Genomic DNA, 26,447 nt, shown 5'->3' on the forward strand with positions numbered 1-26,447 from the left:
GTTCATTCGGACACTGCCGAACCCATGGTGGCACCGCTCGCCTCCTAAGCCCAGGCTTGGCGGCGGGCCTCGTACATGGCAATCGATGCTGCGGTCGCCACGTTGAGCGAACCGATCTTGCCCAACTGGGGGATGAACACGACCGTGTCTGCGCCGTCGAGCACGGTGGCGCTCAGCCCGCGGTCCTCGTGGCCGACGGCCAGGCACACCGGATCTGTCAGTTCGACGGAGTGGATCGGCTCCGCACCGTGGGCGAGTTCCACCGCCACCAGGCTGTAGCCGGCCACTTTGATCTGGCCGATCGCCTCCGCCACTTGTTCGCAGCGGTGCAGGGTCAGGTACCGCTCCGATCCCAAGGCGGTGCGACCCACCCCGGCGGTGGAGGGGTCTGGGGTCTGGCCACATAGCCATACATCGTCCACCCGCAGCGCGGCCGCGGTCCGCAGGATCGAGCCGACGTTGGCCGGGGTCGCCACCGAATCGAGCAATAGGGCCACTCGACCGGAGGCGTTGCGGCGCCATTCTCGGTGGAGCCGCTTCAGGTCCGTGCTTCCGAGCGGTCGGTTCATGTCCGGTCCTCCGGGTCGTCGGTGTGGGAGGGCCTCGACGCCGACACACTCAACAGTCGGTAGCCGGCCCGGCTGGCCCGACGGGTTGTCGGCCAGCCGTTGGCCTCCAGCCAGCGGGCCAACGAGTCAGATCCCAGATGCTTCTGCACCACCAGTTCGGCCGTGCCGTGGGCCGGGTCGAGGCGCTCCAGCCAGCCGGTGAGCAGGTCGTGGAGGGCGGTCTTGCCGATCCGGATCGGCGGGTTCGACCACACCTGGTCGACCGTCAGGGCAGTGGGTACCTCCTCGGGGGCCACCACCCGTACCTGATCGGCCACGCCGTTGGCTTCGGCGTTGGATCGGCACAGAGCCCTGGCTCGCTCGTTGACCTCGACCGCCCAGACGGTGGCGTCGGGCCCGGCCCGCAAGGCCAGGGTCACCGCGATCGGTCCGTAGCCGCATCCGACGTCGGCCAGGACCGGGCCGCGGACCGGCGGACCCTCGGCCAGCAGTACCCGTGTGCCGGGATCGACCCGGTCCCCGGAGAACACGCCGCGGTCCGTCGCCAGTCGGATCAAACGACCTTCGGGCAGTACGAGCTCTACCTGGGCGGGGGCCGAGGTGACAGAGGGGTCGGAGGAGAAGTAGTGCCCGGAGGGGTCGGGCTGGGGGGTCGCCACGTCGGCGACGGTAGCCTTCTGAGCCATGGCCCCCTACGAGATCCGCGTCATCGGCGATCCGGTGCTCAAGCAACGCGCCGACGACATCACCGACATCGACGGAAAGCTCGCCCGCCTGGTCGACGACATGGTCGCCACCATGTACGCCGCACCCGGTGTGGGGTTGGCTGCCCCCCAGGTGGGCGTGCAGAAGCGCTTGTTCGTGTGGGACATAGACGATGGCACCGGTGCCCACGCCATCGTCAACCCCGAGATCGTGGAGTCCGACGGCGAGTGGACCTATCAGGAGGGTTGCCTGTCGGTCCCGGGTCTTTCCTGGGAGATCACTCGACCCAACCACGTCCACGTGATGGGCCGAGACCTGGACGGAAACGAGGTCTCCTTCGATGCCTCCGAGTTCGAGGGACGCATGTTCCAGCACGAGTTGGACCACATAAACGGCGTACTGCTGGTCGACCGGCTCGACGAGGATCAGGCTCGACAGGCCAAGCGCCAGGTCCGAGAACTGATGCTGGGCCTTGGCGAACAACGGCCGGCGTCGGGCCGACTGTCCCTGCGCTGACCGGACCACCGTGACCTCCACCGGAGCCGAGCCGGCACCTTCGACGGCCCTGGCCGAACCACCGCGTCACCCCCGACGGATCGTCTACCTGGGAACACCGGAGATGGCAGTGGCCCCGCTGCGCGCCTTGGTGGAAGCGGGCTACGAGGTGGTGTTGGTGATCACCGGCAAGGACAAGCGCCGGGGCAGGAGGGGTGCCGCCACGCCCACCCCCGTGAAGGCGACGGCCGAGGAAATGGGGTTGCCCATCGGCCACGACCCTTCCCTGGCCACTTCTGTGGGTGCAGATCTCGGGGTGGTGGTCGCATTCGGGCAGATCCTTCGTCGACCGGTGCTGGAGGCATTGCCCATGGTCAACATCCACTTCTCGCTTCTGCCTCGATGGCGCGGGGCGGCACCGGTCGAGCGGGCGATCCTGGCTGGAGACACCGTTACCGGGGTTTGTGTAATGGCGGTGGAGGAGGGCCTCGATACGGGAGGGGTCTATGCCCGTACTGAAGTTCCGCTGGGTCCCGATGTCACGGCAGCCGATCTGCGTTCCGAGCTGACCGCTGCGGGGTCAAATCTGCTGGTGGACACCTTGAACCGAGGGTTGGGTACGCCCGAACCCCAGGTTGGCGAGGTCACCTATGCCGCCAAGATCCACACCCGAGACCTACGCCTCGATTGGAACCGGCCCGCCATGGATCTGCATCGCTTGATCCGGGTCGGTGGTGCCTGGAGCACTTGGGCCGATTCTCGCCTGAAGGTGCACAAAGCGATTGTCCATTCCAACCGAGTCGGCCTCGGGTTACCGGGAGCGCTGCACGGTGTCGAGGTGACGACCGGTGATGGAACATTGGAGCTGACAGAGGTGCAACCCGAAGGAAAGGGCCCGATGTCCGTCAAGGCATGGTTGAACGGCATCCGGCCGAGCCCGGGCGAGGTACTCGGGTCTGAGGTGGACCGGTGAACGACAAAGCCCGCCGCACGGGCCGCCCCGGCCAGGCCCAGCGATCGACTAGGGGGACGGCCAATCGGCGTGTGGCCGTGACACCCTCAGCTTTGCCGACCGATGCTCGACGGGTAGCAGTTCAGGCCCTCGTGCGAATCGATACCGAAGGGGCATATGCCAACCTGATCCTGCCCAGCGTGTTGGCCCGCAGCGGCCTACCAGACAGGGACCGGGCCTTCGTGACCCAACTGGTCTACGGAACCACCCGCCTTCGGCGCGCCTGTGACTGGTTCGTGGACCGTTTCGTCCACGGCGACCTGGACCCCGAGGTGCGGGCGGCACTACGGCTGGGTGTATTCCAACTCAGGTTCCTCGGAACTCCACCTCATGCCGCCGTGTCGGCCACCGTGGCAGTGGTTCCTCGCCGGGCGAGGGGGCTGGTCAACGCGGTACTACGTCGGGTATCGGAAGCCGAGGATGCCTGGCCGTCCGACGCGGTGCGCCTCAGCTATCCCGACTGGATCGCCGACGCACTTGAGCGTGACCTCGGGGCCGATCGCTCCAGGGGGGCACTGGAAGCCATGAACGGGGCCGCACCCGTGACCGAGCGTGCCGACGGCTACATCCAAGACGAAGCCTCCCAGTGGGTAGCCGCCGCCGTCGGAGCGGAGCCAGGCGAACGCGTACTGGATCTGTGCGCGGCCCCGGGGGGAAAGGCCACGGCCCTGGCCGGGGCCGGGGCATGGGTGGTGGCCGGTGACATCCGACCGGCCCGGGCCGGTCTCATCTCCGCCAACGCCAGTCGGCTGGAGGCCGGCTCCGAAGCGGGTGGAGCTGTGAACGTCGTCGTCGCCGATGGGCTACATCCGCCGTTCGCTTCTGCCTCTTTCCAACGGGTCCTGGTCGATGCGCCGTGCTCAGGACTGGGCTCGCTCAGGCGTCGGGCCGATGCCCGGTGGCGAATCGACGAGGCCGCGCCCACCCGCCTGGCCGAGATCCAATCCCAGCTCCTCGATTCGGCCGCCGACCTGGTGGTCAGCGGCGGGACGCTGGTCTACTCCGTCTGTACGCTCACCGCCGAGGAGACGACCGGCGTGGCTGAGCGTTTCACGACGGCCCACCCGGGGTGGGTTGCCCAAGCTGTCCCCGGTACGCCTTGGGAGCCGTGGGGGAGCGGTGCCGTGCTGTTGCCGCAGTCAGCGGGAACCGATGGAATGGCCTTGTTCGTGTGGAGAGCGCCATGAACGAGTCGACCGACCACGGACCATCGATTACTCCGCGGTCAGGTTGGTCGGCTCGGGTCATCACCGTGTCCGACGGAGTGGCGGCCGGAACCCGTCAGGATCGGGGCGGCCCCGCCGTGGCTGACGCGCTTTTGCGAGCCGGTGCGACCCTCGGTGACCCAGTGGTGGTCGGTGACGGGGTGGACAGCGTTGCGGCTGTCCTGTTGGAGGCCTGCGAGGGTTTCAACGGTGTGGTCATCACCACCGGAGGGACCGGCTTCGGGCCCCGTGACCTGACCCCTGAAGCCACCCGTTCGGTGATCGAACGCGAGGCGCCGGGAATGGCTGAGGCCATGCGGGTAGTGAACCCACTCGGACGACTGTCTCGGGGGATGGTTGGAACCGTCGGTCAGGCGTTGGTGGTGAATCTGCCCGGATCACCCACCGGTGCGGTGGAATGCCTCGAAGCGGTGGTAGACGTCATCCCACATGCCCTCAAGATGCTGAGCGGCGACACGGGCCACTGAGCAGAGCATCGGTAGATGCCGAACTGGTCGCGGCACGTACGACCGCTGTTGCCCGCGACCGAAATCCGCACCTACAGTGGAAATCCACAACCGAACCAACTACGTCCCCTCGCGGGGCAGGGTGGAAATCCCTACCGGCGGTGAAAGTCCGCGAACCCGGGCTGCGGCTCGGGCCGATCCGGTGCAACTCCGGGACCGACGGTCACAGTCCGGATGAGAGCGAGGGCGCCGTCGCCTCGCGCGCCGCGTGCCCGGTCCACACACGGGAGCAACGGTGAACGATTCCGAGGCCATGGTGAAGGCGATCGAGGTCGCATCCACGGTCCGCGGAACCACATCGCCCAACCCGTGGGTCGGCTGTGTGATCCAGACGGCTGGCGGCGAGGTGTTCACCGGCGCCACCGCGCCGCCCGGCGGCCTCCACGCCGAAGCCGCTGCCCTCATCCAAGCAGGAGCTTCGGCGCCGGGATCAACGGTGTGGGTGACACTCGAACCGTGCTCGCACACCGGGCGCACCCCACCCTGTGCCGACGCACTGATCGAAGCTGGGGTCAGTCGTGTCGTGGTCGGAATCGAAGATCCTGACCCCCGGGTTGCTGGTCGCGGGTTGGCAAGGCTCAGAGACGCCGGAATCGACGTCGAGGTCGGTGTCGAGGCATCCGCCATCAGAATGCAACTGGCGCCATACCTCAAGCACCGCAGGACCGGCCGCCCCTGGGTGGTGCTCAAGCTCGGCGCCAGCATCGACGGTCACACCGCAGCCCCCGACGGATCCAGTCGCTGGATCACCGGCGCCACCGCTCGGGCCGACGCCCACCTCCTACGAGCCCACAGCGGTGCCGTGGTGGTTGGTGCCAACACCGTTCGTCAGGACGACCCCTCTCTCACCGTCCGCCACGTCGAGGGCATCGATCCCCTGCGGGTGGTGCTCGGCCGTGCCGCCCCAGACGCCAAGGTGCAGCCCGCCATCGAGTTTCAGGGTGACCTCGACGATCTCCTGGTCCAGTTGGGTGAGAGGGGCGTTCTCCAGGTGTTGGTCGAGGGTGGTGCAGGCGTGGCCGGGGAGTTCCACCGCCGTCGCCTCGTGGACCAGTACGTCTTCTACATGGCCCCGGTAATTTTCGGCGGTACCGATGCACGGCCCATGTTCGACGGGCCGGCAGCTGCCACCATCGCCGACGTGTGGAGGGGAGCGTTCAGCTCGATTCTGCCGCTGGGAGCGGATCTACGCATCGACCTGCTCGCCGACGTGGACCCGCTGATCGCTGGGGCGGTCCCGGTGGGCCGAGCCGTGGATGCCACCGATGGCCCGACCACCGGATCCACCCCTGTGGTCACCATGGACCTGCCCCTCCCCGACGGCCTCACCGTCGAGGGCACGATCGAATCCCCAACCGAAGAGGAGAGCTGATGTTCACCGGCATCGTCGAGGAACTTGGCACGCTCGCCAGCCGTTCAGGTCCACGTCTACGAATCTCGGCCAACACCGTCCTCGGAGACGTGGAGATGGGGGCATCGATAGCCGTGAACGGGACCTGTCTCACCGTGGTCGCCTGGGGAGACGGCTGGTGGGAAGCCGATGTGGTCGAGGAGACCTACGCCCGCACCAGCCTCGGTGCCCTCCAACCCGGTGACCGCGTCAACCTCGAACGCCCGGTCCGACTGGCCGACCGCCTCGGCGGCCACCTGGTGCAGGGCCACGTCGACGCGGTCGGAACCATCCTCACCCCGGCCCCCGACCTGAAGGTCACAGTGCCGCCCGAACTCTTGCGCTACATCGTGCACAAGGGATCGGTGACCGTCGACGGCGTGAGCCTCACCGTGGCCGCCGTCCACCCCGATGGGTTCTCCATCGCCGTCATCCCCCACACTGCCGAGGTCACCACCCTGGGTCGCAAAGGCCCCGGAGACCCTGTGAACATCGAGCTCGACGTGATCGCCAAGTACGTCGAGTCGCTCCTGGAAGGACACAAGTCATGACCGCTACCACCGACGCGTCCGAGGGCCGCCCCAACCGGGGTCCAACCGACGACGGCCCGCTTGCCGACATCGGCGAGGCCCTTGAAGCGTTCGCCCGCGGCGAGATCTTGGTGGTGGTGGACGACGAGGACCGAGAGAACGAAGGCGACCTGATCATGGCCGCCGAGCACGTCACTCCCGAGAAGATCGCATTCTTCCTCCATCACACCTCCGGTTTCATCTGCGCTCCGATCACCCCCGAACGCGCCGCTGAGCTCGACCTGAGGCCCATGGTCGAGCAGAACACCGAGTCGATGCGCACCGCGTTCCTGGTAAGCGTCGACTACCGCCACGGAACCACCACCGGGATCTCCGCCTTCGACCGGGCCGCCACCGTCCTGGCCCTCGTCGATCCCACCACTCGCCCCGGCGACCTGGCCCGGCCCGGCCACATCCTTCCGCTGGAGGCACGCGAGGGCGGGGTGCTCAAGAGGGCCGGCCACACCGAGGCCACCGTCGACCTGGCTCGAATGGCTGGCCTCTACCCAGCCGGGATCCTGTGCGAGATAGTCGACGACAAGAAGATGGGCATGGCCCGCCAGCCCGAGCTTCGTCGCTTCGCCCGTGAACACGACCTCTACATGATCTCCATCGCCGACATGATCCGCTACCGGCGGCGAACCGAGAAGCTGGTTCGGCGGGTCGCTGAAGCCCGTATCCCCACCGGGTGGGGCGACTTCAACGCCTTCGTGTACGAGAACGTCCTCGACGGTGAACAGCACATCGCCATGGTCCGTGGGGACGTCAACGGTGCCGACGATGTGCTGGTCCGGGTGCACAGCGAGTGCCTCACGGGCGACGTGTTCGGGTCCATGCGCTGCGATTGCGGGGTGCAGCTCGATGCGGCCATGAAGATGGTGGCCGACGAAGGAACCGGTGTCGTGGTCTACCTGCGGGGTCACGAGGGCCGGGGAATCGGCATCGGCCACAAGATCCGGGCCTATGAGCTCCAAGACGAAGGCCACGACACCGTGGAGGCCAACGAAGCCCTGGGACTTCCCGTGGATTCGCGCGAGTACGGCATCGGAGCTCAGATACTTGTAGATCTCGGCATAACGACGATGCGGTTGATAACTAACAACCCAGCTAAGTACGGAGGCCTGGACGGGTTCGGACTCGATATCACCGGCCGGGTCCCGTCGATTACCGCACCCAACCCCGAGAACATTCGATACCTGAAGACCAAGGCGGAGAAGATGGGCCACCTCCTCGAAGGCTTGGAGGACTTGCCGCCCGATGCTTCTGGAGCGGTGACCCCGGCGTCGGCCGACGACGTTCTGGTCCTAGACGAGGAACACGACCATGGCCGGTGACCACCAGTCCTCGCTGGCACCCGTTCCCGTGCTGGATGGCAACGGCCTGAAGGTGGCGATCATCGCCGCCCGATGGAACTCCGAGATCACCATGCGCCTCCTCGACGGGGCCCGGCGTGGGCTGAGTGCTGCTGGCGTAGATCCGGCCGATGTGATCGAGGACTGGGTACCGGGAGCCTTCGAACTTCCTCTCGCCGCCCGTACATGGGCTGTATCAGGACGTGTCGATGCAGTGATATGTCTCGGCTGCGTGATCCGTGGGGAGACGACCCACTACGAGGCGGTGGCAGGGGAGTGCGCCAGGGGCATTCAAGACGTCCAGCTCGCCACCGGCGTCCCGGTGGCGTTCGGTGCGCTCACGGTCGAGAACCTCGATCAGGCCCTAGCCCGCAGCGAGGACGTCGGAGGCCACAACGTTGGCGAGGACGGCGCCAACGTGGCCGTGGAGATGGCCAGGCTGGTTCAGCGGGTGCTGGATCGCTGAGTCGACTCGACCGCGCGTTCGAGATGTCCTCACCGAACGGGCCGAAAGTGGCAAGCTGGGTACCCCCCGGACGCACATCGACAAGGGAGACCGGGTCGCGTGTATGTGCATGAACTAGCCGCCGAGCTTGGCGTTGAGCCCCGTGACGTGATCGACCTCGCCGCGCTCGCCGGCTTCGGATTGGTGAACGCCGATACGTTCCTTACACCCGACCAGATCACCACGCTGCGTCTGTCAGCACCGAGCAGCGCGGCCTTCGCCAACGGCGGAGCGCTACCGCCGTCGGCGTTCTCCTTCGATACCGGCGGTGCTTCGGCCGGTGGTTCCTTCTCCGGACCGCTCGGCTTCGCGCCACCGGGAACGACGCCACCACCCACTTCGGCCCCACCGGCCGAGAAGCGGTGGGACGAAGAACCGTTGTGGGAGCCGCTCACCTTCGGCGGTGCCCTGGATCCCTCCACCGTCACAATCGATGACACCGGTGTCCACTACGGAGAACCGGCAGCCACGCCCGTCTACAACCCACCCCCACCCGAGGTGGACATTTCGCGGTTTCGGGCTCCGCCACCCCCGCTGCCGATCGCGACCACTGACCACACCAAGCTCCGCAAGCTCGCAATCGGCGTTGTCGGCCTGTTGGTGATCATCTTCGGTGCCCGATTCGTGGGTGAGCAGCTCGACATCATCGGGCCCGGTGCCGAACGGCACTGCACCCTCACCACCAAGCCGTTCGAAGGTGGTGAGGGAATGATCGAGGAGTTGGTGTGCCTGGATGGACGAGGCAAGGAGGTGAGCCGTGAGGTCCGCGTCCCCGACAGTACCTCGCCCGGCATCGAGTTCGGCACCGCCGAGAATGGCGACACCACCCGAATCATCGACCTGCCCGAGTTTTGTCGGGGCGCCACGAACTTCGAGGATTTCCGGTCAGGCCTGAGTGACCAACTGACCAAAGCCGACTCCATGGCGCCGGTGGGCAACTGGTACGACGAGAACGACGGCTACGGAAGCGGCGGCCTCGGAACCATGCTGGAGACGTTTGGAAACGCTGGTCCCAACCCCCAGCTCACCGACCTCCACCAGTATCTGGCCGATGTCGAAGAAGCCGTTCGCTCCAACTCCCTGGAGGCCGCCCGGATGCTCGTGGCCGCCAGCGAGCAGACGCACGAGGCCCAGCTCCGGGCTCTGCGCACCATCACCCTCAACCAGTGCTGACAGCACGGACCATGGGGGGCTGGCGATCCGTCTAGGGTCCAGCCATGACGAAGCCCGAGGTCACCATCCCAGACACACCGCCCCCCGCCGAACTGGTCATCGAAGACATCGAAGTCGGTGACGGGCCTGAGGCGACTGCTGGTCAGCCAGTCGAGGTCCACTACGTGGGGGTTGCTTGGTCAACCCGCGAGCAGTTCGACGCATCCTGGGACCGGGGTGACAGTTTCGGGTTCCGCTTGGGTGCTGGCCAGGTCATCGCCGGATGGGATCAGGGAGTTGCGGGCATGAAGCTGGGAGGCCGCCGCCGCCTGACCATCCCGCCGCACATGGGTTACGGCTCCGCTGGGGCCGGCGGGGTCATCGGCCCCAACGAGACCCTCGTGTTCGTGGTCGATCTGCTCGGGGTCGGCTGACGCGCCGGCCGCGGAGCGGGTGGCCCGGCGGGCCTGGTTCAGACGCTGTCGGCGCGTCTCCTCGGACCGTGACTGGGTGCAACCCTTTGGCTCCAGTCACGGTCCACCCGATACCGTCAGCCACCGTGCTGCAACTGGTTCTCCCCAAAGGTTCGCTCGAAAAGGCCACCCTCGAGCTGTTCACCGCTGCTGATCTGACGGTGAACCGGTCATCTACCGTCGACTACAAGGCTTCCATCGACGACCCCAGGGTCGATTCGGTTCGAATCCTGCGGCCGCAAGAGATACCGATGTACGTGGCCGAAGGGATGTTCGACCTGGGCATCACCGGTCGGGACTGGATCGAGGAGACATCCAGCGACGTGGTGTCGCTGGGTGAGCTGCACTACTCCAAGGCCACGTCTCGCCCCATCCGCATGGTCGTCGCTGTGGCCGGGGATTCACCGGTGCAGCGCGTCGAGGACCTGCCCCAAGGCGTGAGGGTGTCCACGGAGTACCCCGAGGTCACCCGGCGGTTCTTCGAGAGCCGCGGTATCGAGGCCGACATCCGTCTCAGCTACGGCGCCACCGAGGCGAAGATCCCCGACATCGTCGACTGCATCGTCGAGATCACCGAGACCGGACGGGCCCTGCGGGCGGCCGGGTTGCGAGAGATCGACCAGATCCTTCAGTCCTACACCGAACTGGTGGCCAACCCGGCGGCCTACGCCGACCCTGACAAGGCCCACGCCATGCACCAGATCCGCACCCTGCTACAGGGCGTGCTCGAGGCACGGGGCAAGGTGCTGGTGAAGCTGAACGTCGGTGATGGTGACCTGGACGCGGTGATCGGTCTATTGCCAGCAATGAAGGCACCCACGGTGTCCAAGCTCCATGGTGATGGGGGATACGCAGTGGAGACGGTGGTCCTCAAACGGGAGATCAACGTGTTGATTCCGGCGCTGAAAGATGCGGGGGCATCCGACATCATCGAGCTTCCGCTCGCCAAGATCGTCCACTGACGGTCGCCGTCCTGAGGTGGCCACCGTGACCATCCCCTCCACTGTCAACCTGGTTCGTTCTGGTGTCGTGGTGGACTTCGACGACCATGTTGGTGCGGGCCGTTTGGTCGACGTCGACGACGAGAGGGAGTGGTGGTTCCACTGCACCCGAATCGCGGACGGTTCGCGTCACATCGAAACGGGGGCCTCGGTCGGTTTCCGGGTGACCACAGGCCCCACCGGGCTGGAGGCCACCGACGTCACCTCTCGGTGAACACCGTTCATGCGGGTCGCCAGCGGCGAGCCAGGCGAGTGACCACTCGGTCTGGTGTCTGGAAGTCAGTCTCCGCCGTCTTCTTCGGTGGTCTCGGGAGTCACCGCCGTTGCGGCACCTTCTCCCGCGGTGGCCTGCTCCCAGGAGGCCTTGACCTGAACGAAGGCAAGGCGGATCTGGGCCAGGGCATCGGCCAGAGTGGCCTCATCGGGGCCAAGACGACCTTCGGTCACGCCCAACAGCGCGCCGAAGGCGTCGATGGCGAGCTGGGCCTCGGGGAAATTCGGGGGTTGGTTCGAGAGGTGGATGGCGGCGAGCTCGTAGCAGCCCATGGCGTGGTTGGCGATGACCACCGCGGCGGGGACCTGGGCCAGCTGGTCCCGGACGGCTTGCATCTCCGCTGCGATCTGATGTGCCTCCAGCTCCTGGTCGGCCGTGAGCCGGTCGGCGGGGGCGGCCGGGCCGCCTCGATCCACGGGGTGCTCTCCACCGGGGGTCCAAAGGCTCATGGGAAGGCAGACTCCTGAATCGTTGCGCCGGACTTGTGAGCCCGGTCGAGGGTCCTGGTACCCTACGACACGCAACAACCAGTGGAAGCGGGGCTATGCCCCCACCCGGCCACCGCCCTCGGGCATGTGCGTCCGGGTCGATGGCTGCAAAGGGTGCTTCGGTGCCGGCTGCGGATGTCGGCTTTCCCGGCATCCGCATCGTTCGTTTTCGGGCCCGGCTCGGCGCGGTGCATGTCGAACAATCTCAATCGACCATGCGTCAGGGAGGACCTACGCACTTGAACAAGAGCGACCGGCCATAGCTACGCCGACCAGCAACAACGAGCCCCGGATCAACGAACGCATCCGAGCCCGTGAGGTCCGACTCGTCGGACCGGACGGGGAACAGGTGGGGATCAAACCCTTCCCGGAGGCGCTCAACTACGCCCGGGCCCTCGACCTCGACCTCGTCGAGGTGGCCGACAAGGCCAACCCGCCCGTCTGCCGAGTCATGGACTACGGCAAGTACAAGTACGAGGCGGCCCAGAAGGCCAAGGAATCCCGGCGCAAGTCCACCAACGTGGTGATCAAGGAGATGAAGTACCGCCCCAAGATCGGTGGCGGTGACTTCGACACCAAGACCCGCAAGGTGGCCAAGTTCCTGGGCGAGGGACACAAGGTCAAGATCACGATCATGTTCCGTGGTCGTGAGATGGCCCACCCCGAACTGGGCAAGAAGATCCTGGACAAGGTGGCCGAAGAGGTCGCCCACACCGGCCGGGTCGAGGTGTACCCCAAGCTCGACGGTCCCCGAAACATGATCATGGTGCTGGCACCGGACAAGAAGGCTCAGGCCGCCCACGCCGATCAGCTCCGCAAGGCCCAAGAGGCCACCGCTCCGGAGTCGACCGAGCCAGCCGCCGGCACCGCCCCAGAACCGCCCCAGGCTGATGCCGCCGCCCCCGCCACCGACGAGACAGTCGCCACCGAGGCCGGCGCCGAGGCCTGAAACCCGCTCCGTCGCCTAGTTGGAGACGGACAGGAGGAAACCACAGATGCCCAAGATGAAGACCCACCGCGGCGCTGCCAAGCGCTTCAAGGCCACCGGCACCGGCAAGCTCCGGCGCCGCCGCGCCTTCCGGAACCACATCCTGGAGAAGAAGCCGTCAACCCGTACCCGCCGCCTGAAGGACGAGGTCACCCTTGTCTCGGGCGACGAGGCCCGCATCAAGCGGATGCTCGGCAAGTAATCACCACCCTCTCGAAAGGAGCCCTCCATGGCCAGGGTCAAGCGCGCCGTCCACTCCAAGAAGCACCGCCGCGCCACGCTCGAGCGCGCCAAGGGTTACTACGGCAACAAGAGCCGTTCGTACCGTGCCGCCAACGAGCAGGTGATGCACTCCCTGCAATACGCCTACCGGGACCGTCGTGCCCGCAAGGGTGAATTCCGCAAGCTGTGGATCACCCGCATCAATGCCGCCTGCCGCCTCAACGGAGTCAGCTACAGCCGTTTCATCAACGGCCTCAAGCTGGCCGGAATCGAGGTAGACCGCAAGGTCCTTGCCGATCTCGCTGTCACCGATCCCGGGGCTTTCACCGCCCTGGTGCAGGTGTCCACCGAGGCGCAGGCTGCCAAGGCATCCTGAACCTCGGGTGGGCTCTGTCCACCCGATCCGACCGTGCGCCCGCTCTCGGCCCGAAATCCTCGCGTCACCCGGCTCAACCGCCTGGTGAGACGCCGGGAGGAACGGGTCGAGCAGCGGGCGTTCGTCGTCGAAGGACCCGTGCTGGTTCGAGCCGCTCTGGAAGCGGGTGCGGAACTGATCGACGTCTATGTGGACGACGACGCGATGCAACGCCCGGCGGTGGCGGCCCTGCTGGATGACCTGCCCGCCGAGGTCGACCCGTGGCTGCTGCCTGTGGGCACCCTGGACCGGATCGGCGATGCCACCACCTCCCAGGGCGTGCTGGCCACGGTTCGCCTGCCTCGATCGAGATGGCCCGACCCTTCTCACACCGATCTGGTGATGGTCCTGGTAGATGTGGCCGACCCCGGCAACACCGGTACGTTGCTCCGGACCGCCACGGCGGCCGGTGCAGGCGCAGTTGTCGTGGTCGGCGGCGCTGATCCCACCAGTCCGAAGGTGGTGCGGTCCTCGGCAGGAGCGGTGTTCTCGATCGACGTCGTCACGTTCGACTCGCCCGACTTGGCGATCGAGAATCTCAAGACGGCCGGTTACGTGACGGTTGGAACGACCGTCCAAGGGGGCGAGAACTATGACGAAGCCGACCTCTCGGGGTCGGTGGCCGTGGTCGTCGGCAACGAAGCCCACGGGCTGGATTCCGCCGTGATGGCATCCCTTGATCGGCTCGTGACCATTCCGATGGCGGGCCCCACAGAGTCCCTGAACGTGGCCATGGCAGGCACCCTGGTGGCCTTCGAAGTGCTCCGCCAGCGCCGGCGCGCCGTCTGATCGGATCGGAGTGGACTCGGGGGGGCCTGAGGCGCAAAAGTTCCAGGCACCATGATCGACGACATCCGCCGCATCGAAGCCGATGCCGTCACCCGTATCGAGGCTGCCGCCACTCTGGATGACCTGGGGGTGCTCGAACGGGAGCTCCTAGGCAAGACATCGGAGCTCTCTGGCTTCAAAAAGCTCATGGGCGGACTCGACCACGAGGCCAAACGGGAGGTCGGTGCTGCGCTCAACGCGGCCCGCGAGGCGATGAGCGCGGCCGCTTCCTCTCGCCGGTCAGACCTGGAGCTGGTTGCATCCCGGCAACAGGCCGAGGCCGAACGTCTGGATCTGAGTGAGGTGAGGGCCGGGCGCGATGCCGGTCACCTCCACCTGGTCACCCAGACCATCGAGGAGCTCGAGGATGTCTTCGTGGGACTCGGCTTCATGGTGGCCGAAGGGCCCGAGGTCGAAGACGACTGGCACAACTTCACCGCTCTGAACTTCGGGGAGTACCACCCGGCACGAGACATGCAGGACACGTTCTTCGTGGGACTCGGCGGCCCTCGCGAAGTGGTGATGCGCACCCACACCTCACCGGTGCAGATCCGGGTGATGGAACAACAAGCTCCTCCGATCTACTCGGTGATGCCGGGTCGGGTGTACCGCAACGAAGCCACCGACGCCACCCACCTGGCCGTGTTCCACCAGCTCGAATGCCTGGTGGTGGACCGGGGGATCACCTTCGGACATCTGGCCGGAACCATCGACATGTTCACCAAGGCCTACTTCGGGCCGGGTTGGACTTCGCGTCTACGCCCGTCGTACTTCCCCTTCACCGAGCCATCGGCGGAGTTCGACATCCAACGGCCCGATTGGACATGGCTGGAACTGGGCGGCTGCGGCATGGTTCATCCCAACGTGTTGTCGAACTGCGGAATTGATCCCGAGGAGTTCTCGGGTTTCGCCTTCGGGTTCGGACTGGACCGTCTGGCTGCCACGAGGCACGGGGTCACCGACCTCCGCGAGCTGGCCAGCACCGACATTCGCTTCCTCGAGCAGTTCTGACCCTCCCGCTCCCACCCGCTCCCACCCAAGGCCCACCATGAAGGTCCTCCACTCCTGGTTGCAGCAGTACCTCGATTCTCCGGTGTCGCCGGAGGCCGTTGCCGCCGCGTTCGACGACCTGGGAACACCGATCGAGGAGGAGACCAGGCTGGGTGAGGGGCTGACCGGGATCGAGGTGGTTCAGGTCCTGGACCTGAGGCCGCACCCCAATGCCGACAAGATCCAGTTGGTCGACGTGGACCGGGGAGACGGCGAGCCCCTCCAGATCTGCTGCGGTGCCTCCAACATGGCGATCGGTGACAAGTTGCCTCTGGCCACCCTGGGGACGGTGATGCCCGGTGGGTTGTCGATCGAGCGCCGCAAGCTCCGGGGCGAATGGTCCAACGGCATGTTGTGCTCGGCCCGCGAGATGGGTCTGGGCGACGATCACGGCGGGATCTTGATACTCGACCCGTCATTGGCATTGGGAACACCCTTGGCCGAGGCGCTGGGGATCGAGCCCGACATCCTGTGGGAACTGGAGATCAACCCCAATCGGCCCGACGCCATGTCTGTGGTCGGACTGGCACGAGATGTGGCCGCCAAGGTGGGGGTCGGGTTCGTTCCACCCACTCCTGCGGCTGCCGTAACCGAAGACGGTGTCGAGCCGGTCGCGTGGGGCGCGTCGGGGGGTGGAGGAACGAGCTCCGCGGTGGGGCCCGACGGTACCGACATAACCGTGCACATCGCTGACCCTGCTGGCTGTGGCCGGTTCGTAGCCCGGGTCCTAACCGGGGTCGATCCTTCGGCCACCACCCCGCAGTGGATGCAGCGCCGCCTGACCGCCCTGGGCATGCGTCCCATCTCGGCCATGGTCGACATCTCCAACTACGTGATGTTGGAGATGGGTCAGCCCAACCACCCCTACGACATGGCCAAGGTGGCAGAGCGCACCCTCGGGGTGCGCCGGGCCCGCGACGGCGAGTCAATGGTGACCCTCGATGACGTCAGCCGAACCTTCACGACCGATGACCTGCTCATCGTCGACGGTGCTGACCGGGCCGTCGGGATCGCCGGGATCATGGGTGGGGCCGATTGCGAGATCGGAGCTGGAACCACCGACGTCTTGGTGGAGATGGCCTGGTTCGACCCGACGTCGGTCAGTCGGAGCTCTCGACGCCTGGGCCTCCGTTCGGAGGCGTCGGCACGCTTCGAGAAGGGTGCCGACCCCGGTGTAATCGCCGCCGCGGCCGACCGCTTCTGTGAGCTGGCCGCCGAGATCTGCGGGGCGGTCACCGAACCGGTGCAGGTTGACGTCCGGGGTGCGCTACCCGAGCGGCCCCCGGTGCGAGTTCGTACCGCCCGGGTCAATGCCGTGCTCGGAACCACCCTGACGTCTGACCGGGTGGCCGAACTGCTGGAGCCGATCGGGTTCTCTACCGTCGCCGACGGCGAGGACCATCTCGTCACCATTCCGACCTGGCGTTTCGATTCCGCCACCGAGATCGATGTGATCGAGGAGATCGGTCGCCACGAGGGCTATCGGAACATCCCCAACCGCGAGCTCACCGAGCCTCGCTCCGGGCGGCTGACCCCGCGTCAGATGGAGCGCCGGGCGCTGCGGCGTCTGATGTGCGGGCTGGGCTTGGCTGAAGCGCAGCCGCTCCCGTTCCTGGCCCCTGGACAGTTGGCCGCCGCCGGTCTCGACCCGGCCGGGATCGAACTGGTCAACCCGTTGGTGGCCGAGGAATCGGTGCTGCGCACCGCGCTGCTGCCCGGGATGGTTGCTGCGGTGGCCCACAACCACGCCCGACGTCAGCTCGGCGTCGGCCTGTGGGAGATCGGGCACGTCTTCCTGCCGCCACCTGACGGCCAGGTACTGCCCGACGAGCGTGAGCATCTCGCCGTGGCGCTGGCCGGACGGGAGGCTCCTGATGCGGTGGAGGTGTGGCAGGTCCTGGCCGAGCAGCTCCGTCTTGACAGCCCGACGGTGGCCAATGCCGAGATCCCCGGCCTTCATCCCACCCGCGGCGGCCGTTGTCTGGTGGCAGGCACTGCAGTTGGAGTGGTGGGCGAGATCGACCCCGCGGTCCTGGGTCGCCACGATATCGGTGAACGGGTGGCGTACCTGGAGGTCGACCTGGACGCGCTGGCGACGGCATCGCGTCGTAGCGAGGCGTACCGCCAGATCAGCCGCTTCCCATCCAGTGACATCGATCTGGCTTTCGAGGTGCCGGAGGAGATCTCGGCCGAGTCGGTGGAGGCGACCCTGCGCTTGGGTGATGACCTGGTGTGGTCGGTGAGGTTGTTCGACGTCTACCGGGGTGCGCCGGTCGCTGAGGGGCGACGGAGCCTGGCCTTCGGTGTACGGCTACAGGCCGTGGATCGGACCCTTACCGATGCTGAGGTGGCCGAGGTAAGGTCGGCTCTGATCGGCCAGGTGGAAGAGAAGCACCAGGCCACGCTTAGAGGTTGATGATCCGAGGGTGGCGGGCATCGGTGGCCCCAACCCCGTTGGGTAGGCGTAGAGCAGTCCATGGCCGTCGGGCTGTGAGCTATGCCGTTACCGGCAACCTTTGACCGGTCCTGGAGTCATCGGCGCTGCCCGCGGTCCGGTTCTCGTGGGCCGCCTTCGGCGGGCGTTCCTGGTTCCGTCGAGCCCGGTCCTCACTTCGTTGCGGCGGCTCAACGGCGTTTGCCCAGTGGCTCGCGAGCTCACAACAGCGCAAACGTTGTCTGTTGCAGCGCTAGTCAGGCATGGTGGTCGGGTCTCAGCGGGTGAGCCGGTGGGTGGCTGGCCCATCACTGCGGCGCTGCTGATGTTGTGAAGGCAGCCGCCAACGAGGCGATGGCCTCCTGCTCGTAGGTTGCGGCCGAGGGAATGATCCGGGTGAAGGCAAACGTGAGGTGCACGTGACCGGACAGCATCCGGTAGGTGGCCGCGACTCCAGCGGCTTGTAGGGCCGCGGCGTAGGCCCGCCCGTCATCTCGGAGCTTGTCGAACTCTGCGCTCATGATCCAGGCCGGCGGAAGCCCCGAGAGGTCATTGGCCAACAGGGGAGAGGCGTAGGGGTTGGTGGCCATGGACCGATCGGTCAGGTAGCAGTCGAGGTACTCCTCGATGGCGGAGCGATCCAGGAGGTAGCCGTCGGGGACATCACGGAACGACGGCTGCGACAAGGTCAGGTCCAACGCCGGAACATCCAGCCATTGATGGACGATGTTCGGCTCACCGCGGTCCCGGCTCATCAGACACAGGGCGGCGGCCAGGTTGCCACCGGCAGACTCTCCTCCCACCGCCACCCGGTCGGCATCGAGATCGAGGCGGTCGGTATGATCGACCAGCCAGGCCAAGGCCGAGTAGCAATCCTCGACAGGTGTCGGAAAGGCATTCTCGGGTGCCAGCCGATAGTCGACAGATGCCACCACACACCGTGCCCCTGCCGAGATGGCCCGGCACCGACCATCGCGTTCCTCGACGGTTCCGGTGCACCACCCGCCCCCGTGGATGAACAGGTACAACGGGAACGGGCCTGGGCCATGGGGTCGGTAGATGCGAACCCGGATCCGGCCGTCTCGTACCGGCACCTCGAGGTCAACCTGTTCGGCGGGTACCGGCCCAGCAGGGATCACCAGGACCGCGCCCTTTCGCGATACGGCCGCAGCCTGACGACGACGAGTGGCAATGGATGCACTGCTCGACCGGCGATCCGCTCTGTTGAAGACCCGGACCAGCCAGGACACTCGGCGTTCTAAGGGCATGGCATCACTCCGAACCGGATCTTGGTCGACATAGGGCGAATGTCGGGCATCTCATCGGGAGGAGCGTGCCTGAATCAGGACTTCGAACCCATCAACGGAACCGACGGTGGTCCATCCAGGAGTTCGGCCCACCCCTGATCCTGGGATCGCCGTCGATCCCGGAACCAGGGGAGTGAGAGCCGGACCGCGGTGGAGCAGGAACTCGTAGCGGACCGAGGGCAGACCGGTCTTGTCATGTTGGCGCACGGGCTCGATCAGTAGCTCAACTCGAGATCCCCCGTTGGGAACCGTCTCGATTGTGGTCGCCGCCCCCTCGGCCTGCGCCCCCAGCTTCCAAGTGAAAATGGCCTGGTTCTCTGATGTCGCGACCAGGTGGGTGGTGGTTGCAACTACATCACCGCCGATTGAGAGCGACCCTCGCAATTGGCTACCGGCTGCAGCCCGGTATGTCGCGGAGATGGCCAAGACCGGGCCGGTGACGAGCTCGGCGGGATCGACGGTCAGGTCGTACAGCGGCCGCGGTGAGCCGGAATGCTGACCCGTGCCGGCGGCCACGGCCCGTTGGATGTAGGCGGTCCGATCGGGGTGCTGTTGGATGAAGCGAAGGAGCGACGGGTCGGCGTCGGTCGCCCAGATGACATCATCTGAGAGGGTGGCGTCGTTGGCCGAGTTGGGATTCATGTAGATCAGGTAGTCCGCCTCGGAAACGACCACCAGCGCGGGGCGGTCGATGCTCGCCAGGGAGTCAGACCACACCTTCTGGGTCTCGCTGATCTGACGGTTCTCCAGTAGAGGCTGTCGGGCCATAGGAATGGTCATGGCCAGCGCGGCAACCGACAGGATCATGGCCATCGGTAGCGCTCGTCGGAAAGCGATGATGAGCCCTTGCGCCATGAGTATGCACAGTGGGACGTAGACTGGTATGTAGTAGATCGGGCCGTGGAGGGGGCTGGTAGTAGCCGCGACGGTGGTTCCCCAGAATCCGAGGTAACCGACGGGGAACACGACCCCGAGCGAGACCAGGAGCCATGTCGACCGTCTCCGTCGATTGCCCACCACGGCGGCGACAGCTGCGATCGCTCCGATGTATCCCCCGAGCACAAACCAGGGTAGGAACATCAGGTTCTCGACCGCCGATTCGAGGGCGATCCCCAGGTCGTAGGTGGTGGTCTCGATTCCAGGCATCATCCGGCGTTCACCGAATCCGAAGGCGTCGAGTGGGTCTGCCACGGAGATCGGAAAACTGAGCGGGCTTCCGGTGAGGTGGTTGTTGAAAGCGAGTTGGCCCAACACGAACGGCAACGTCGCGACGATCAGGGTCGGTGCAAGGCGTTGGAGTTCTCGAAGCTGGCGCCGTTCGGTCACCACCACGTATCCGAGGACAGCGACCGCCCAAAGGACGGCGTCGAACGGACGGGTCAGGATCAGGATCCCAAGGCAGGCTCCGGTGCCGAGGAGCCAGCGGCGCGATGCCAGCCGCACGCCGGCCAGCACACAGGTGGTGAAGATGGCGCCGACACCGGAGGCGAAAAGGTAGGTGAGGAACACTCCACTGTGGATGGCCACGATCGGTGACAGCACCAACAGGGTCGCGCTGAGTCCGGCGACTCGACGTTCACGGGTGATCTCCAGGGCAAGGGCATAGGTCCCGAGGATCGCCACGATGGATGCGATGATCAGGGTGAGTTCCGGCCACCCGACCAGTCGTCCCACCGACATCACCAACGGCCAGCCCGGCGGGTACTGGGAGAAGATCTCGCCGTTGTGGCGTCCGGTGAGCCAGGGCTGAAGTATCTCGCCGAAGCCGAAGTCGCTCATCGACAGCCGGCGCTTGGCGAGCAGTTCGGTCTGCCACTGGTACACCGACTCGTCGCGGTTGGCTGAGCCTCCGGGATAGGCGGCGTAGCGGGATGCGACAGCTACCAGGGTCGCCATGACGCCTAGGGCATGGACGTATCGCGGAGATGCGAGGACTCCGCCAAACCACCGCAAGAGGGATGCCGATCTGTCGTCCATTGGTAGGTGGTCACCGTAATGGGCGATCACCTAGGGGTAAGCCGGGCGATGCCGCCGTTGGTTGGGCTCTGGGTCAGGCTGGGCGTTGGAAATTGAACGCCGCACCGGTGGAGAACTCGGTGAGGGTCACCTCGTCGAACTGGGGGGCAGGGTCGGCGACGGGGTCGAGCGTGATCTGCCACGTGGCGACGGTGTCGGGAAGCGGGGTGACTCGCTGCACCCGGGCCCGAGGGGTCACGGCGTGGATGATGGCCGACAGGGCACGGTCGTCGTGTTCGACCATGATCTGGGGCCAGCTCAGGCCGTCGGCCTCCCCGAGGGCAGGGCACGGGGCGAGGGAGACCAGCAGTTCTGATCCGGGGTCGGACATGCGGAGGTCGACGTAGGCCCGGGGCAGGAACACCGGATGTACGGCCAGGATCTCGGCTACGCCGGCCAGGTCGGGCTCGGCGTCGAGCAGGGCGGCCAGCCTCTTGGCGGCCAGTCCGGCCACGCCACAGACCTGCTTGCCCCCCACGACCACTGCCTCGGCTCCACCGGAGCGGTCGGTCACCGGCAAGAGGAACGCCCGCGACAGGAGGTGCCCCTGGAGGGCGACTTCGTCGGCGATGGCGGCCAGGGTGGCCGAGGAGAACCGGGACAGTGCCAGGTCGGGGTCCATCGGGCCCCGGTAGTCGTTGGCCCCGTCGTCATCGGACAGGTCGGCCGGCCGTGCCGCCAGGGGCAGGCGGGCCACTTCGGAGTCGGCGACCCGCTCGGCGTCGCCGGGAAATGGGAGCGGTTCCGCGTCGGCTTCGACGGTGATGGTCCAGGCACAGTGGGGGTGGCGATCGGCGGGTGTACGGGGAGGTCGGTGGATCGGTCGTATCCGGGCCCGAGGGTTGGTGGCCGCGGCGGTGGCATCGAAGGTCGGGTCTTCGATGGTGTGGCACATGGTGTGTACGTAGTCCTCGCCCATCGGTTCCACGTCCATGAGGGCCCCGCAGTGGTCGAGATGGAACTCGGCGTGGTCGTCGTCGTGGATGGTGAAGCGGAAGTCCAAGAACTCGAGCGGCCCGCCGATGTCGAGTTGGATGTTCTTGCAGATGGTGGCCACCGATGGGGACTCGAAGTCCAAGAGGGTCTGCATGCGACGGCTGTAGATGGGGCTGGCTCCCATCCACTCGGCGATGGCGATCTCGGCCATCCCGTCTCGGCCGTAGCGCTCGATGAGATGGGGCATCCCCGAGCGGTCGATCATGTGGCCACACAACAAGAGCTCACGGACCAACAGCGCCAGGTCGCGGTGGCTTCGCCCGCGGTAGGGGTCGATAGCCCCCTCTCCAGCGGTGGTCGAGGTTGAATCGGTCACGGGGTCTTCTCGTGGCGGGAGATGATCTTCTCCACCTCGGTGTTCAGACGCGCGGCCCGGGGCCAACCGGCGTAGTGGGCCAGGAAGACTACCAGTGTCCGCAGGTCGTCGGCATCGAGCTCACCTAGCTTCAGGGCGGCGTCCATCTGGAGCCCGGCCACGTCCTCCAGGCCACTGCCGGCTGCCATCCCGATCAGCACTAGGCGGCGGTCGCGCACCGACAGGTCGCCTTGGGCCCATACCTCACCGAACAGGTGGTCCACCGTGGCCACTTCAAACGGCTTGTCGGGCTCGATGTCCCAGCCGTACACCTGGCGCATCTGGTCCTTGCCGCGCTGGCGTGCTTCCTCAGTGGTCATCGGTCTACCTCGGGGTCCGGATCTCGGTCGGAGACAGAGGGCGGGTGTTCTATACCGAGCGCGCTGGCCAGGCGCTCGACGGCCAGATGGGCGACGGCCATGTCCAAGCCCAGGCTCTCACCCAGGTCGATGGCCAGGCCTAGATCCTTCTCACCCAGACCACACGTGTGCACGAAGATGTCGTGTAGCCCGTCGTCGGGGGAGAGGGGAGCGGCGGTGGGGCGCAACATGACCGACCCGGGGCCGCCCGTGATCCGGTCGGAGTGTCGTACCACCTCGCCCAGCAAGGCCAGGTCGACCCCAGCGGCCTCGGCCAGCCGGGAGGCTTCGCCCACGGCGGCGAAGGAGGCGAAGGTGATCAGGTTGCGGGCCAGCTTGGCCCGGGTCCCGGCCCCGACCGGACCGAGGTGGGCGACGAGGGTGCCGAGGCGCTCCAACGGACCGCGGGCCAGGGCCACGGCTTCGTCGCTTCCCCCCACCATCAGCGCCAGGGTGCCGTCGTGGGCCCCGATGGCTCCTCCGCTGACGGGAGCGTCGACTACGTGGACCCGCTGGGCCGTCGCGATCTCGGCCAGACGGGCCGGGGTGTCGGCTTCCACGGTGGAGTGGATGACGACGACGGTGCCCGCTCTTGCCGTGGACAATATGCCGTCGGGTCCGCACATGACGTCATGTACCTGGGCGTCGTCTCTGACCATCACCGATATGACCAGGGCGTGCTCAGCGAGGGCGGCGGGACTGGAGGCGACGGTGGCACCCTTGCGGGCGAATCGCTCGGTTGCCTCGGGCACCACGTCGTACACGGTGAGTCCGCCCGGCCAGTCGCTCAGCCGACGGGCCATCGGGCCGCCGATCTGGCCCAGCCCGATGAATCCGACCGGCGGCTGTCCGGTGGTCATGAGCGGAAGATCTGGCCGCCGTCCACGGCCAGGATCTGGCCGGTGACCCAAGCGGCGTCGTCTGACAGCAAGAACAGGCAGGCCCCCACCATGTCGCCGGGGGTGCCGGGGCGTTTGATGGCCAGGTCCTTGACCAGGCTCTTGATCATGCCCTCACCGACCTGGTTCCGGGTGGCCTCGGTGTCGGTCGGGCCGGGGGCGATGGCGTTCACCCGGATCCCCTGACCGCCCAGTTCGTGGGCGAGTTGTTGGGTGAGGCCGTTCACACCGACCTTGGCCAGCCCGTAGAACCCCGAGTAGAGCCAGGCCGCGGTGGAGGACTGGTTGACGATGGCACCGCCTCCTCGCTGGGCCATGTGGGGATAACAGGCGCGGGTGCACAGCAGAGCACCGTTCATGTTCACGCCCATGAACTGCTGGTAGTAGTCCCAGTCCACGCTGATGAGCAGGTCGAACTGCATGGTGCCGTAGATGGCGGCGTTGTTGACCAACAAGTCGATGCCGCCGAACCGGTCGACGGTGGCCGAGGCCAGGGCCAGGGTGGACGCCTCGTCGCCGACGTCGACCTTCACGAACTCGGCGGTTCCACCACCGGCCGCAGTGATGTCGGCGGCGGTGGCTCGGCCCTTGTCCTCGTCGAGGTCGGCGACCACCACCGATGCTCCCTCGGCGGCCAGCGCTCGGGCGTAGGCCTCACCGATTCCTCCGGCGGCACCGGTGACGATCGCCACCTTCCCGTCGAACCTGTTCATGTCTGGTCTCGTTTCGCTTCGTTGGTAGATGGTGTCACTTGGCTAGCGGGTTGCGGCTAGCCGCTAGCGGCTGTTGGGGTTCGGTGGATCTGGCGTTGGGCTCAGGCCGGGGTGGCGACGGACTTGGTTTCGAGGTACTCCTCGAACCCGGCCACACCCATCTCCCGTCCGATGCCCGAGGCCTTGTAGCCTCCGAAGGGAACGTCGCCGCCGTACCAGACGCCGCCGTTCACGCTCATGGTCCCGGTTCGGACCCGACGGGCCACCGCCCAGGCCCGGTCGATGTCGGCGCTGTGGACCGCTCCCGAGAGGCCGTAGGGCGAGTCGTTGGCGATGCGCACTGCGTCGTCGTCGCCGTCGTGGCTGATGACGGTGAGCACCGGGCCGAAGATCTCCTCACGGGCCACGCGGGCGGTGTTGTCGAGCCCGGTGATCAGAGTCGGCTCGACGAAGAACCCTCGGTCTCGGCCAGCCGGTCGACCGCCACCGACCGCGAACGTTCCGCCTTCGTCCTGGGCCAGTCGCAGGTAGTCCTCGACTCGGTCGCGTTGGCGGGCCGAGATCAGTGGCCCGCAGATGGTGCCGGGGTCGTTCGGGTCTCCGGCCCCCAACGCGGCCATGGTGGCGGCCGCCGCCTCCACTACCTCGTCATGGCGGGCCCGAGGCACCAGGAGTCTGGTGGTGATGGCACAGCCCTGCCCGGCGTGGGTGCAGGCGGTGAAGGCGGCGAGGCTGGCTGCCGATGCGATGTCGGCATCGTCGAGGATGATGAACGCCGACTTGCCACCCAACTCGAGGAACACCCGCTTCAGGGTCTCGGAGGCCGCGGCCATGACCTTGCGCCCGGTAGCTGTGGAGCCGGTGAAGGAGACCAGGTCGACGCGGGGGTCAGACGACAACATGGCGCCCAGGGCGTGGTCCGACGAGTTGACCACGTTGAGAACGCCAGGCGGGATGTCGGTCTCGGTGGCGGCCAGGTGGGCCAACGCGGCGGCCGCCCAGGGCGTGTCGGGCGCCGGCTTGAGGATCACGGTGCAGCCGGCGGCCAAGGCCGGGCCGACCTTGGCCAGGTTGATCTGGTGGGGGAAGTTCCAGGGCGTGACGGCACCGACGACCCCGGCGGGTTCGCGCAGTACCCAGCGGTGGCTGGGAACCCCGGCGGGGCTGGCCACACCCAGGTCCTGGCTCCAGCCCTCGTAGTTCTCGGCCAGATCGGCGATGTAGCCGAGGTCTTCGACCGGTGAGTCGAGCTGGGCCAGGGTGGTCAGGAAGCGAGGTGCGCCAACCTCGGCGATGGTCAGCTCCCGCAGTTCTTCGCTGTGGTTGAGCATCGCTTCTTTGAGCTGTCGCAGGCAGCGGGCCCTGAAGGCAACGTCGGTGGTCCACCCCTCGACGTCGTCGTCGAAGGCTCGCCGGGCGGCGGCGATGGCAGCGTCCACGTCGGCGACGGTGGCATCGGCAGCCACACCGAGCACGTCCTCGGTAGCGGGGTTGAGCGTCTCGAAGGTTGCGCCGTTCGACGAGGCAACCAGGCGGCCGTCGATGAGGTTGCGGTCGAGACCGTCGCGCAGGTCGCTCACGACGGCATCTCCCACAGGCCGACCGGGGTGTCGGCCAGCTTGTAGTGGCCGGGAAGTTGTCCGGGCCGAAGCGAGCGTTCCATCCGGGCGGTCATCCCGTCGGAGAGGGTGCCGTCGGTCATCATCTCCATGAACAGCGATGCCGCGTTGCCGAAGTCGAACCAGTCCCGCTGCCACGCCCATTGGAAGTCGCCGCCGTAGAGGAACCAGCTTCCCCCGATCCCGGCCACCTCGTAGGTGCCGCCGTCGGGTCGCTTCGCATCGGCGACCTGACGCCAAAATCCGACCACCATTGCCTTCTTCTCGTCGATGAGGATGTGCTCGTAGGGGTACTGCCAGCCATCGAGGCCACCCATCTCCAACCCGAGGGCTACATCGCGGATCTCGTCGCGACCGACGGCCATGAAGTTCTCCTTGGCGCCGTAGTTCCAGCCGTAGGTGGCGTCCTCGCGGTACATGAGGGCCATCGATTCCCAGTTGCCGGCGGCTTCGGCGTCACGGTTGGCTTGGAGCCAACGCTCCACCATCTCTTCCATCTCGGCACGGGGGTAGGCGGTCATCTGGCTCT

At 66.8% G+C, this 26,447-nt stretch carries 29 protein-coding genes and 1 riboswitch; of the genes, 18 read left to right on the top strand and 11 right to left on the bottom strand.

Annotated elements, in window-relative coordinates; all coding sequences use genetic code 11:
* Positions 1-44: 44 nt before the first annotated feature.
* On the bottom strand, positions 45-569 hold the full coding sequence (locus tag IPG97_17255) for a TrmH family RNA methyltransferase (protein ID MBK6858242.1): 525 nt from the start codon (positions 567-569) through the stop codon (positions 45-47).
* On the bottom strand, positions 566-1,255 hold the full coding sequence (locus IPG97_17260) for a methyltransferase (protein MBK6858243.1): 690 nt from the start codon (positions 1,253-1,255) through the stop codon (positions 566-568). The genes IPG97_17255 and IPG97_17260 overlap by 4 nt, the downstream gene beginning before the upstream one ends.
* On the opposite strand from IPG97_17260, the gene def reads away from it, so the two are divergent.
* From def to IPG97_17320, 12 genes are all read left to right on the top strand, one after another.
* Positions 1,254-1,790, top strand: coding sequence for a peptide deformylase (gene def / locus IPG97_17265; protein ID MBK6858244.1), 537 nt, complete (start codon positions 1,254-1,256; stop codon positions 1,788-1,790). The genes IPG97_17260 and def overlap by 2 nt on opposite strands.
* 10 nt (positions 1,791-1,800) lie before the next feature.
* Entirely contained in the window at positions 1,801-2,742 is a 942-nt protein-coding gene (locus tag IPG97_17270) for a methionyl-tRNA formyltransferase (protein MBK6858245.1), read from the top strand.
* Entirely contained in the window at positions 2,739-3,968 is a 1,230-nt protein-coding gene (locus IPG97_17275; protein ID MBK6858246.1) for a hypothetical protein, read from the top strand. The genes IPG97_17270 and IPG97_17275 overlap by 4 nt, the downstream gene beginning before the upstream one ends.
* Complete coding sequence (locus tag IPG97_17280) at positions 3,965-4,474, top strand: MogA/MoaB family molybdenum cofactor biosynthesis protein (GenBank protein MBK6858247.1); 510 nt, start codon at positions 3,965-3,967, stop codon at positions 4,472-4,474. Before IPG97_17275 ends, IPG97_17280 begins: the two co-directional genes overlap by 4 nt.
* 103 nt (positions 4,475-4,577) lie before the next feature.
* A riboswitch (FMN riboswitch) is annotated at positions 4,578-4,703 on the top strand.
* A 63-nt stretch (positions 4,704-4,766) separates the two neighbouring features.
* On the top strand, positions 4,767-5,885 hold the full coding sequence (ribD, locus tag IPG97_17285) for a bifunctional diaminohydroxyphosphoribosylaminopyrimidine deaminase/5-amino-6-(5-phosphoribosylamino)uracil reductase RibD (GenBank protein MBK6858248.1): 1,119 nt from the start codon (positions 4,767-4,769) through the stop codon (positions 5,883-5,885).
* On the top strand, positions 5,885-6,454 hold the full coding sequence (locus IPG97_17290; GenBank protein MBK6858249.1) for a riboflavin synthase: 570 nt from the start codon (positions 5,885-5,887) through the stop codon (positions 6,452-6,454). Before ribD ends, IPG97_17290 begins: the two co-directional genes overlap by 1 nt.
* Entirely contained in the window at positions 6,451-7,806 is a 1,356-nt protein-coding gene (locus IPG97_17295) for a bifunctional 3,4-dihydroxy-2-butanone-4-phosphate synthase/GTP cyclohydrolase II (GenBank protein ID MBK6858250.1), read from the top strand. The genes IPG97_17290 and IPG97_17295 overlap by 4 nt, the downstream gene beginning before the upstream one ends.
* Positions 7,796-8,290, top strand: a complete 495-nt coding sequence (locus IPG97_17300; GenBank protein ID MBK6858251.1) for a 6,7-dimethyl-8-ribityllumazine synthase — start codon at positions 7,796-7,798, stop codon at positions 8,288-8,290. Before IPG97_17295 ends, IPG97_17300 begins: the two co-directional genes overlap by 11 nt.
* Positions 8,291-8,389: 99 nt before the next feature.
* Positions 8,390-9,502: a hypothetical protein gene (locus IPG97_17305; GenBank protein ID MBK6858252.1), complete on the top strand. Its 1,113-nt coding sequence runs from the start codon at positions 8,390-8,392 to the stop codon at positions 9,500-9,502.
* Between the two features lie 44 nt (positions 9,503-9,546).
* Positions 9,547-9,915, top strand: coding sequence for an FKBP-type peptidyl-prolyl cis-trans isomerase (locus IPG97_17310; protein ID MBK6858253.1), 369 nt, complete (start codon positions 9,547-9,549; stop codon positions 9,913-9,915).
* 125 nt (positions 9,916-10,040) lie between these two features.
* Entirely contained in the window at positions 10,041-10,916 is an 876-nt protein-coding gene (locus IPG97_17315; protein MBK6858254.1) for an ATP phosphoribosyltransferase, read from the top strand.
* 25 nt (positions 10,917-10,941) lie between these two features.
* Entirely contained in the window at positions 10,942-11,169 is a 228-nt protein-coding gene (locus tag IPG97_17320; protein ID MBK6858255.1) for a cold shock domain-containing protein, read from the top strand.
* Between the two features lie 65 nt (positions 11,170-11,234).
* Here IPG97_17320 and IPG97_17325 read toward each other — a convergent pair whose 3' ends face one another.
* The gene (locus IPG97_17325) at positions 11,235-11,678 is read right to left on the bottom strand and encodes a hypothetical protein (protein MBK6858256.1); all 444 of its coding nucleotides are present in this window, start codon (positions 11,676-11,678) and stop codon (positions 11,235-11,237) included.
* 124 nt (positions 11,679-11,802) lie between these two features.
* Here IPG97_17325 and IPG97_17330 point away from each other — a divergent pair, with 124 nt between their 5' ends.
* From IPG97_17330 to IPG97_17355, 6 genes are read left to right on the top strand one after another with little or no spacing between them, the layout of a single operon-like run.
* Positions 11,803-12,666: a translation initiation factor IF-3 gene (locus IPG97_17330; protein MBK6858257.1), complete on the top strand. Its 864-nt coding sequence runs from the start codon at positions 11,803-11,805 to the stop codon at positions 12,664-12,666.
* 46 nt (positions 12,667-12,712) lie between these two features.
* Complete coding sequence (gene rpmI / locus IPG97_17335; GenBank protein MBK6858258.1) at positions 12,713-12,907, top strand: 50S ribosomal protein L35; 195 nt, start codon at positions 12,713-12,715, stop codon at positions 12,905-12,907.
* 27 nt (positions 12,908-12,934) lie between these two features.
* Positions 12,935-13,303 (top strand): 50S ribosomal protein L20, encoded by a 369-nt coding sequence (gene rplT, locus IPG97_17340; GenBank protein ID MBK6858259.1) that lies wholly within the window; start codon positions 12,935-12,937, stop codon positions 13,301-13,303.
* A gap of 33 nt (positions 13,304-13,336) precedes the next feature.
* Complete coding sequence (locus IPG97_17345; GenBank protein MBK6858260.1) at positions 13,337-14,131, top strand: RNA methyltransferase; 795 nt, start codon at positions 13,337-13,339, stop codon at positions 14,129-14,131.
* Between the two features lie 51 nt (positions 14,132-14,182).
* The gene (gene pheS / locus IPG97_17350; GenBank protein ID MBK6858261.1) at positions 14,183-15,181 is read left to right on the top strand and encodes a phenylalanine--tRNA ligase subunit alpha; all 999 of its coding nucleotides are present in this window, start codon (positions 14,183-14,185) and stop codon (positions 15,179-15,181) included.
* Positions 15,182-15,218: 37 nt separating this feature from the next.
* The gene (locus IPG97_17355; protein MBK6858262.1) at positions 15,219-17,636 is read left to right on the top strand and encodes a phenylalanine--tRNA ligase subunit beta; all 2,418 of its coding nucleotides are present in this window, start codon (positions 15,219-15,221) and stop codon (positions 17,634-17,636) included.
* A gap of 326 nt (positions 17,637-17,962) precedes the next feature.
* Here IPG97_17355 and IPG97_17360 read toward each other — a convergent pair whose 3' ends face one another.
* From IPG97_17360 to IPG97_17395, 8 genes are all read right to left on the bottom strand, one after another.
* Positions 17,963-18,922, bottom strand: coding sequence for an alpha/beta hydrolase (locus IPG97_17360; protein ID MBK6858263.1), 960 nt, complete (start codon positions 18,920-18,922; stop codon positions 17,963-17,965).
* A 51-nt stretch (positions 18,923-18,973) separates the two neighbouring features.
* On the bottom strand, positions 18,974-20,857 hold the full coding sequence (locus tag IPG97_17365; protein MBK6858264.1) for a glycosyltransferase family 39 protein: 1,884 nt from the start codon (positions 20,855-20,857) through the stop codon (positions 18,974-18,976).
* Between the two features lie 154 nt (positions 20,858-21,011).
* A complete protein-coding gene (locus IPG97_17370) occupies positions 21,012-22,250 on the bottom strand; it encodes a hypothetical protein (GenBank protein ID MBK6858265.1) in 1,239 nt (412 codons plus the stop codon).
* 35 nt (positions 22,251-22,285) lie between these two features.
* Entirely contained in the window at positions 22,286-22,648 is a 363-nt protein-coding gene (locus tag IPG97_17375) for a carboxymuconolactone decarboxylase family protein (GenBank protein MBK6858266.1), read from the bottom strand.
* Positions 22,645-23,547, bottom strand: a complete 903-nt coding sequence (locus tag IPG97_17380; GenBank protein ID MBK6858267.1) for an NAD(P)-dependent oxidoreductase — start codon at positions 23,545-23,547, stop codon at positions 22,645-22,647. The genes IPG97_17375 and IPG97_17380 overlap by 4 nt, the downstream gene beginning before the upstream one ends.
* Positions 23,544-24,299, bottom strand: a complete 756-nt coding sequence (locus tag IPG97_17385; GenBank protein MBK6858268.1) for an SDR family oxidoreductase — start codon at positions 24,297-24,299, stop codon at positions 23,544-23,546. Before IPG97_17385 ends, IPG97_17380 begins: the two co-directional genes overlap by 4 nt.
* Before the next feature lie 101 nt (positions 24,300-24,400).
* On the bottom strand, positions 24,401-25,879 hold the full coding sequence (locus tag IPG97_17390) for an aldehyde dehydrogenase (GenBank protein MBK6858269.1): 1,479 nt from the start codon (positions 25,877-25,879) through the stop codon (positions 24,401-24,403).
* A complete protein-coding gene (locus tag IPG97_17395; GenBank protein MBK6858270.1) occupies positions 25,876-26,439 on the bottom strand; it encodes a nuclear transport factor 2 family protein in 564 nt (187 codons plus the stop codon). The genes IPG97_17390 and IPG97_17395 overlap by 4 nt, the downstream gene beginning before the upstream one ends.
* Positions 26,440-26,447 lie beyond the last annotated feature (8 nt).

The sequence above is a fragment of the Microthrixaceae bacterium genome, from assembly GCA_016702505.1.
Taxonomy (GTDB): domain Bacteria; phylum Actinomycetota; class Acidimicrobiia; order Acidimicrobiales; family Iamiaceae; genus Aquihabitans.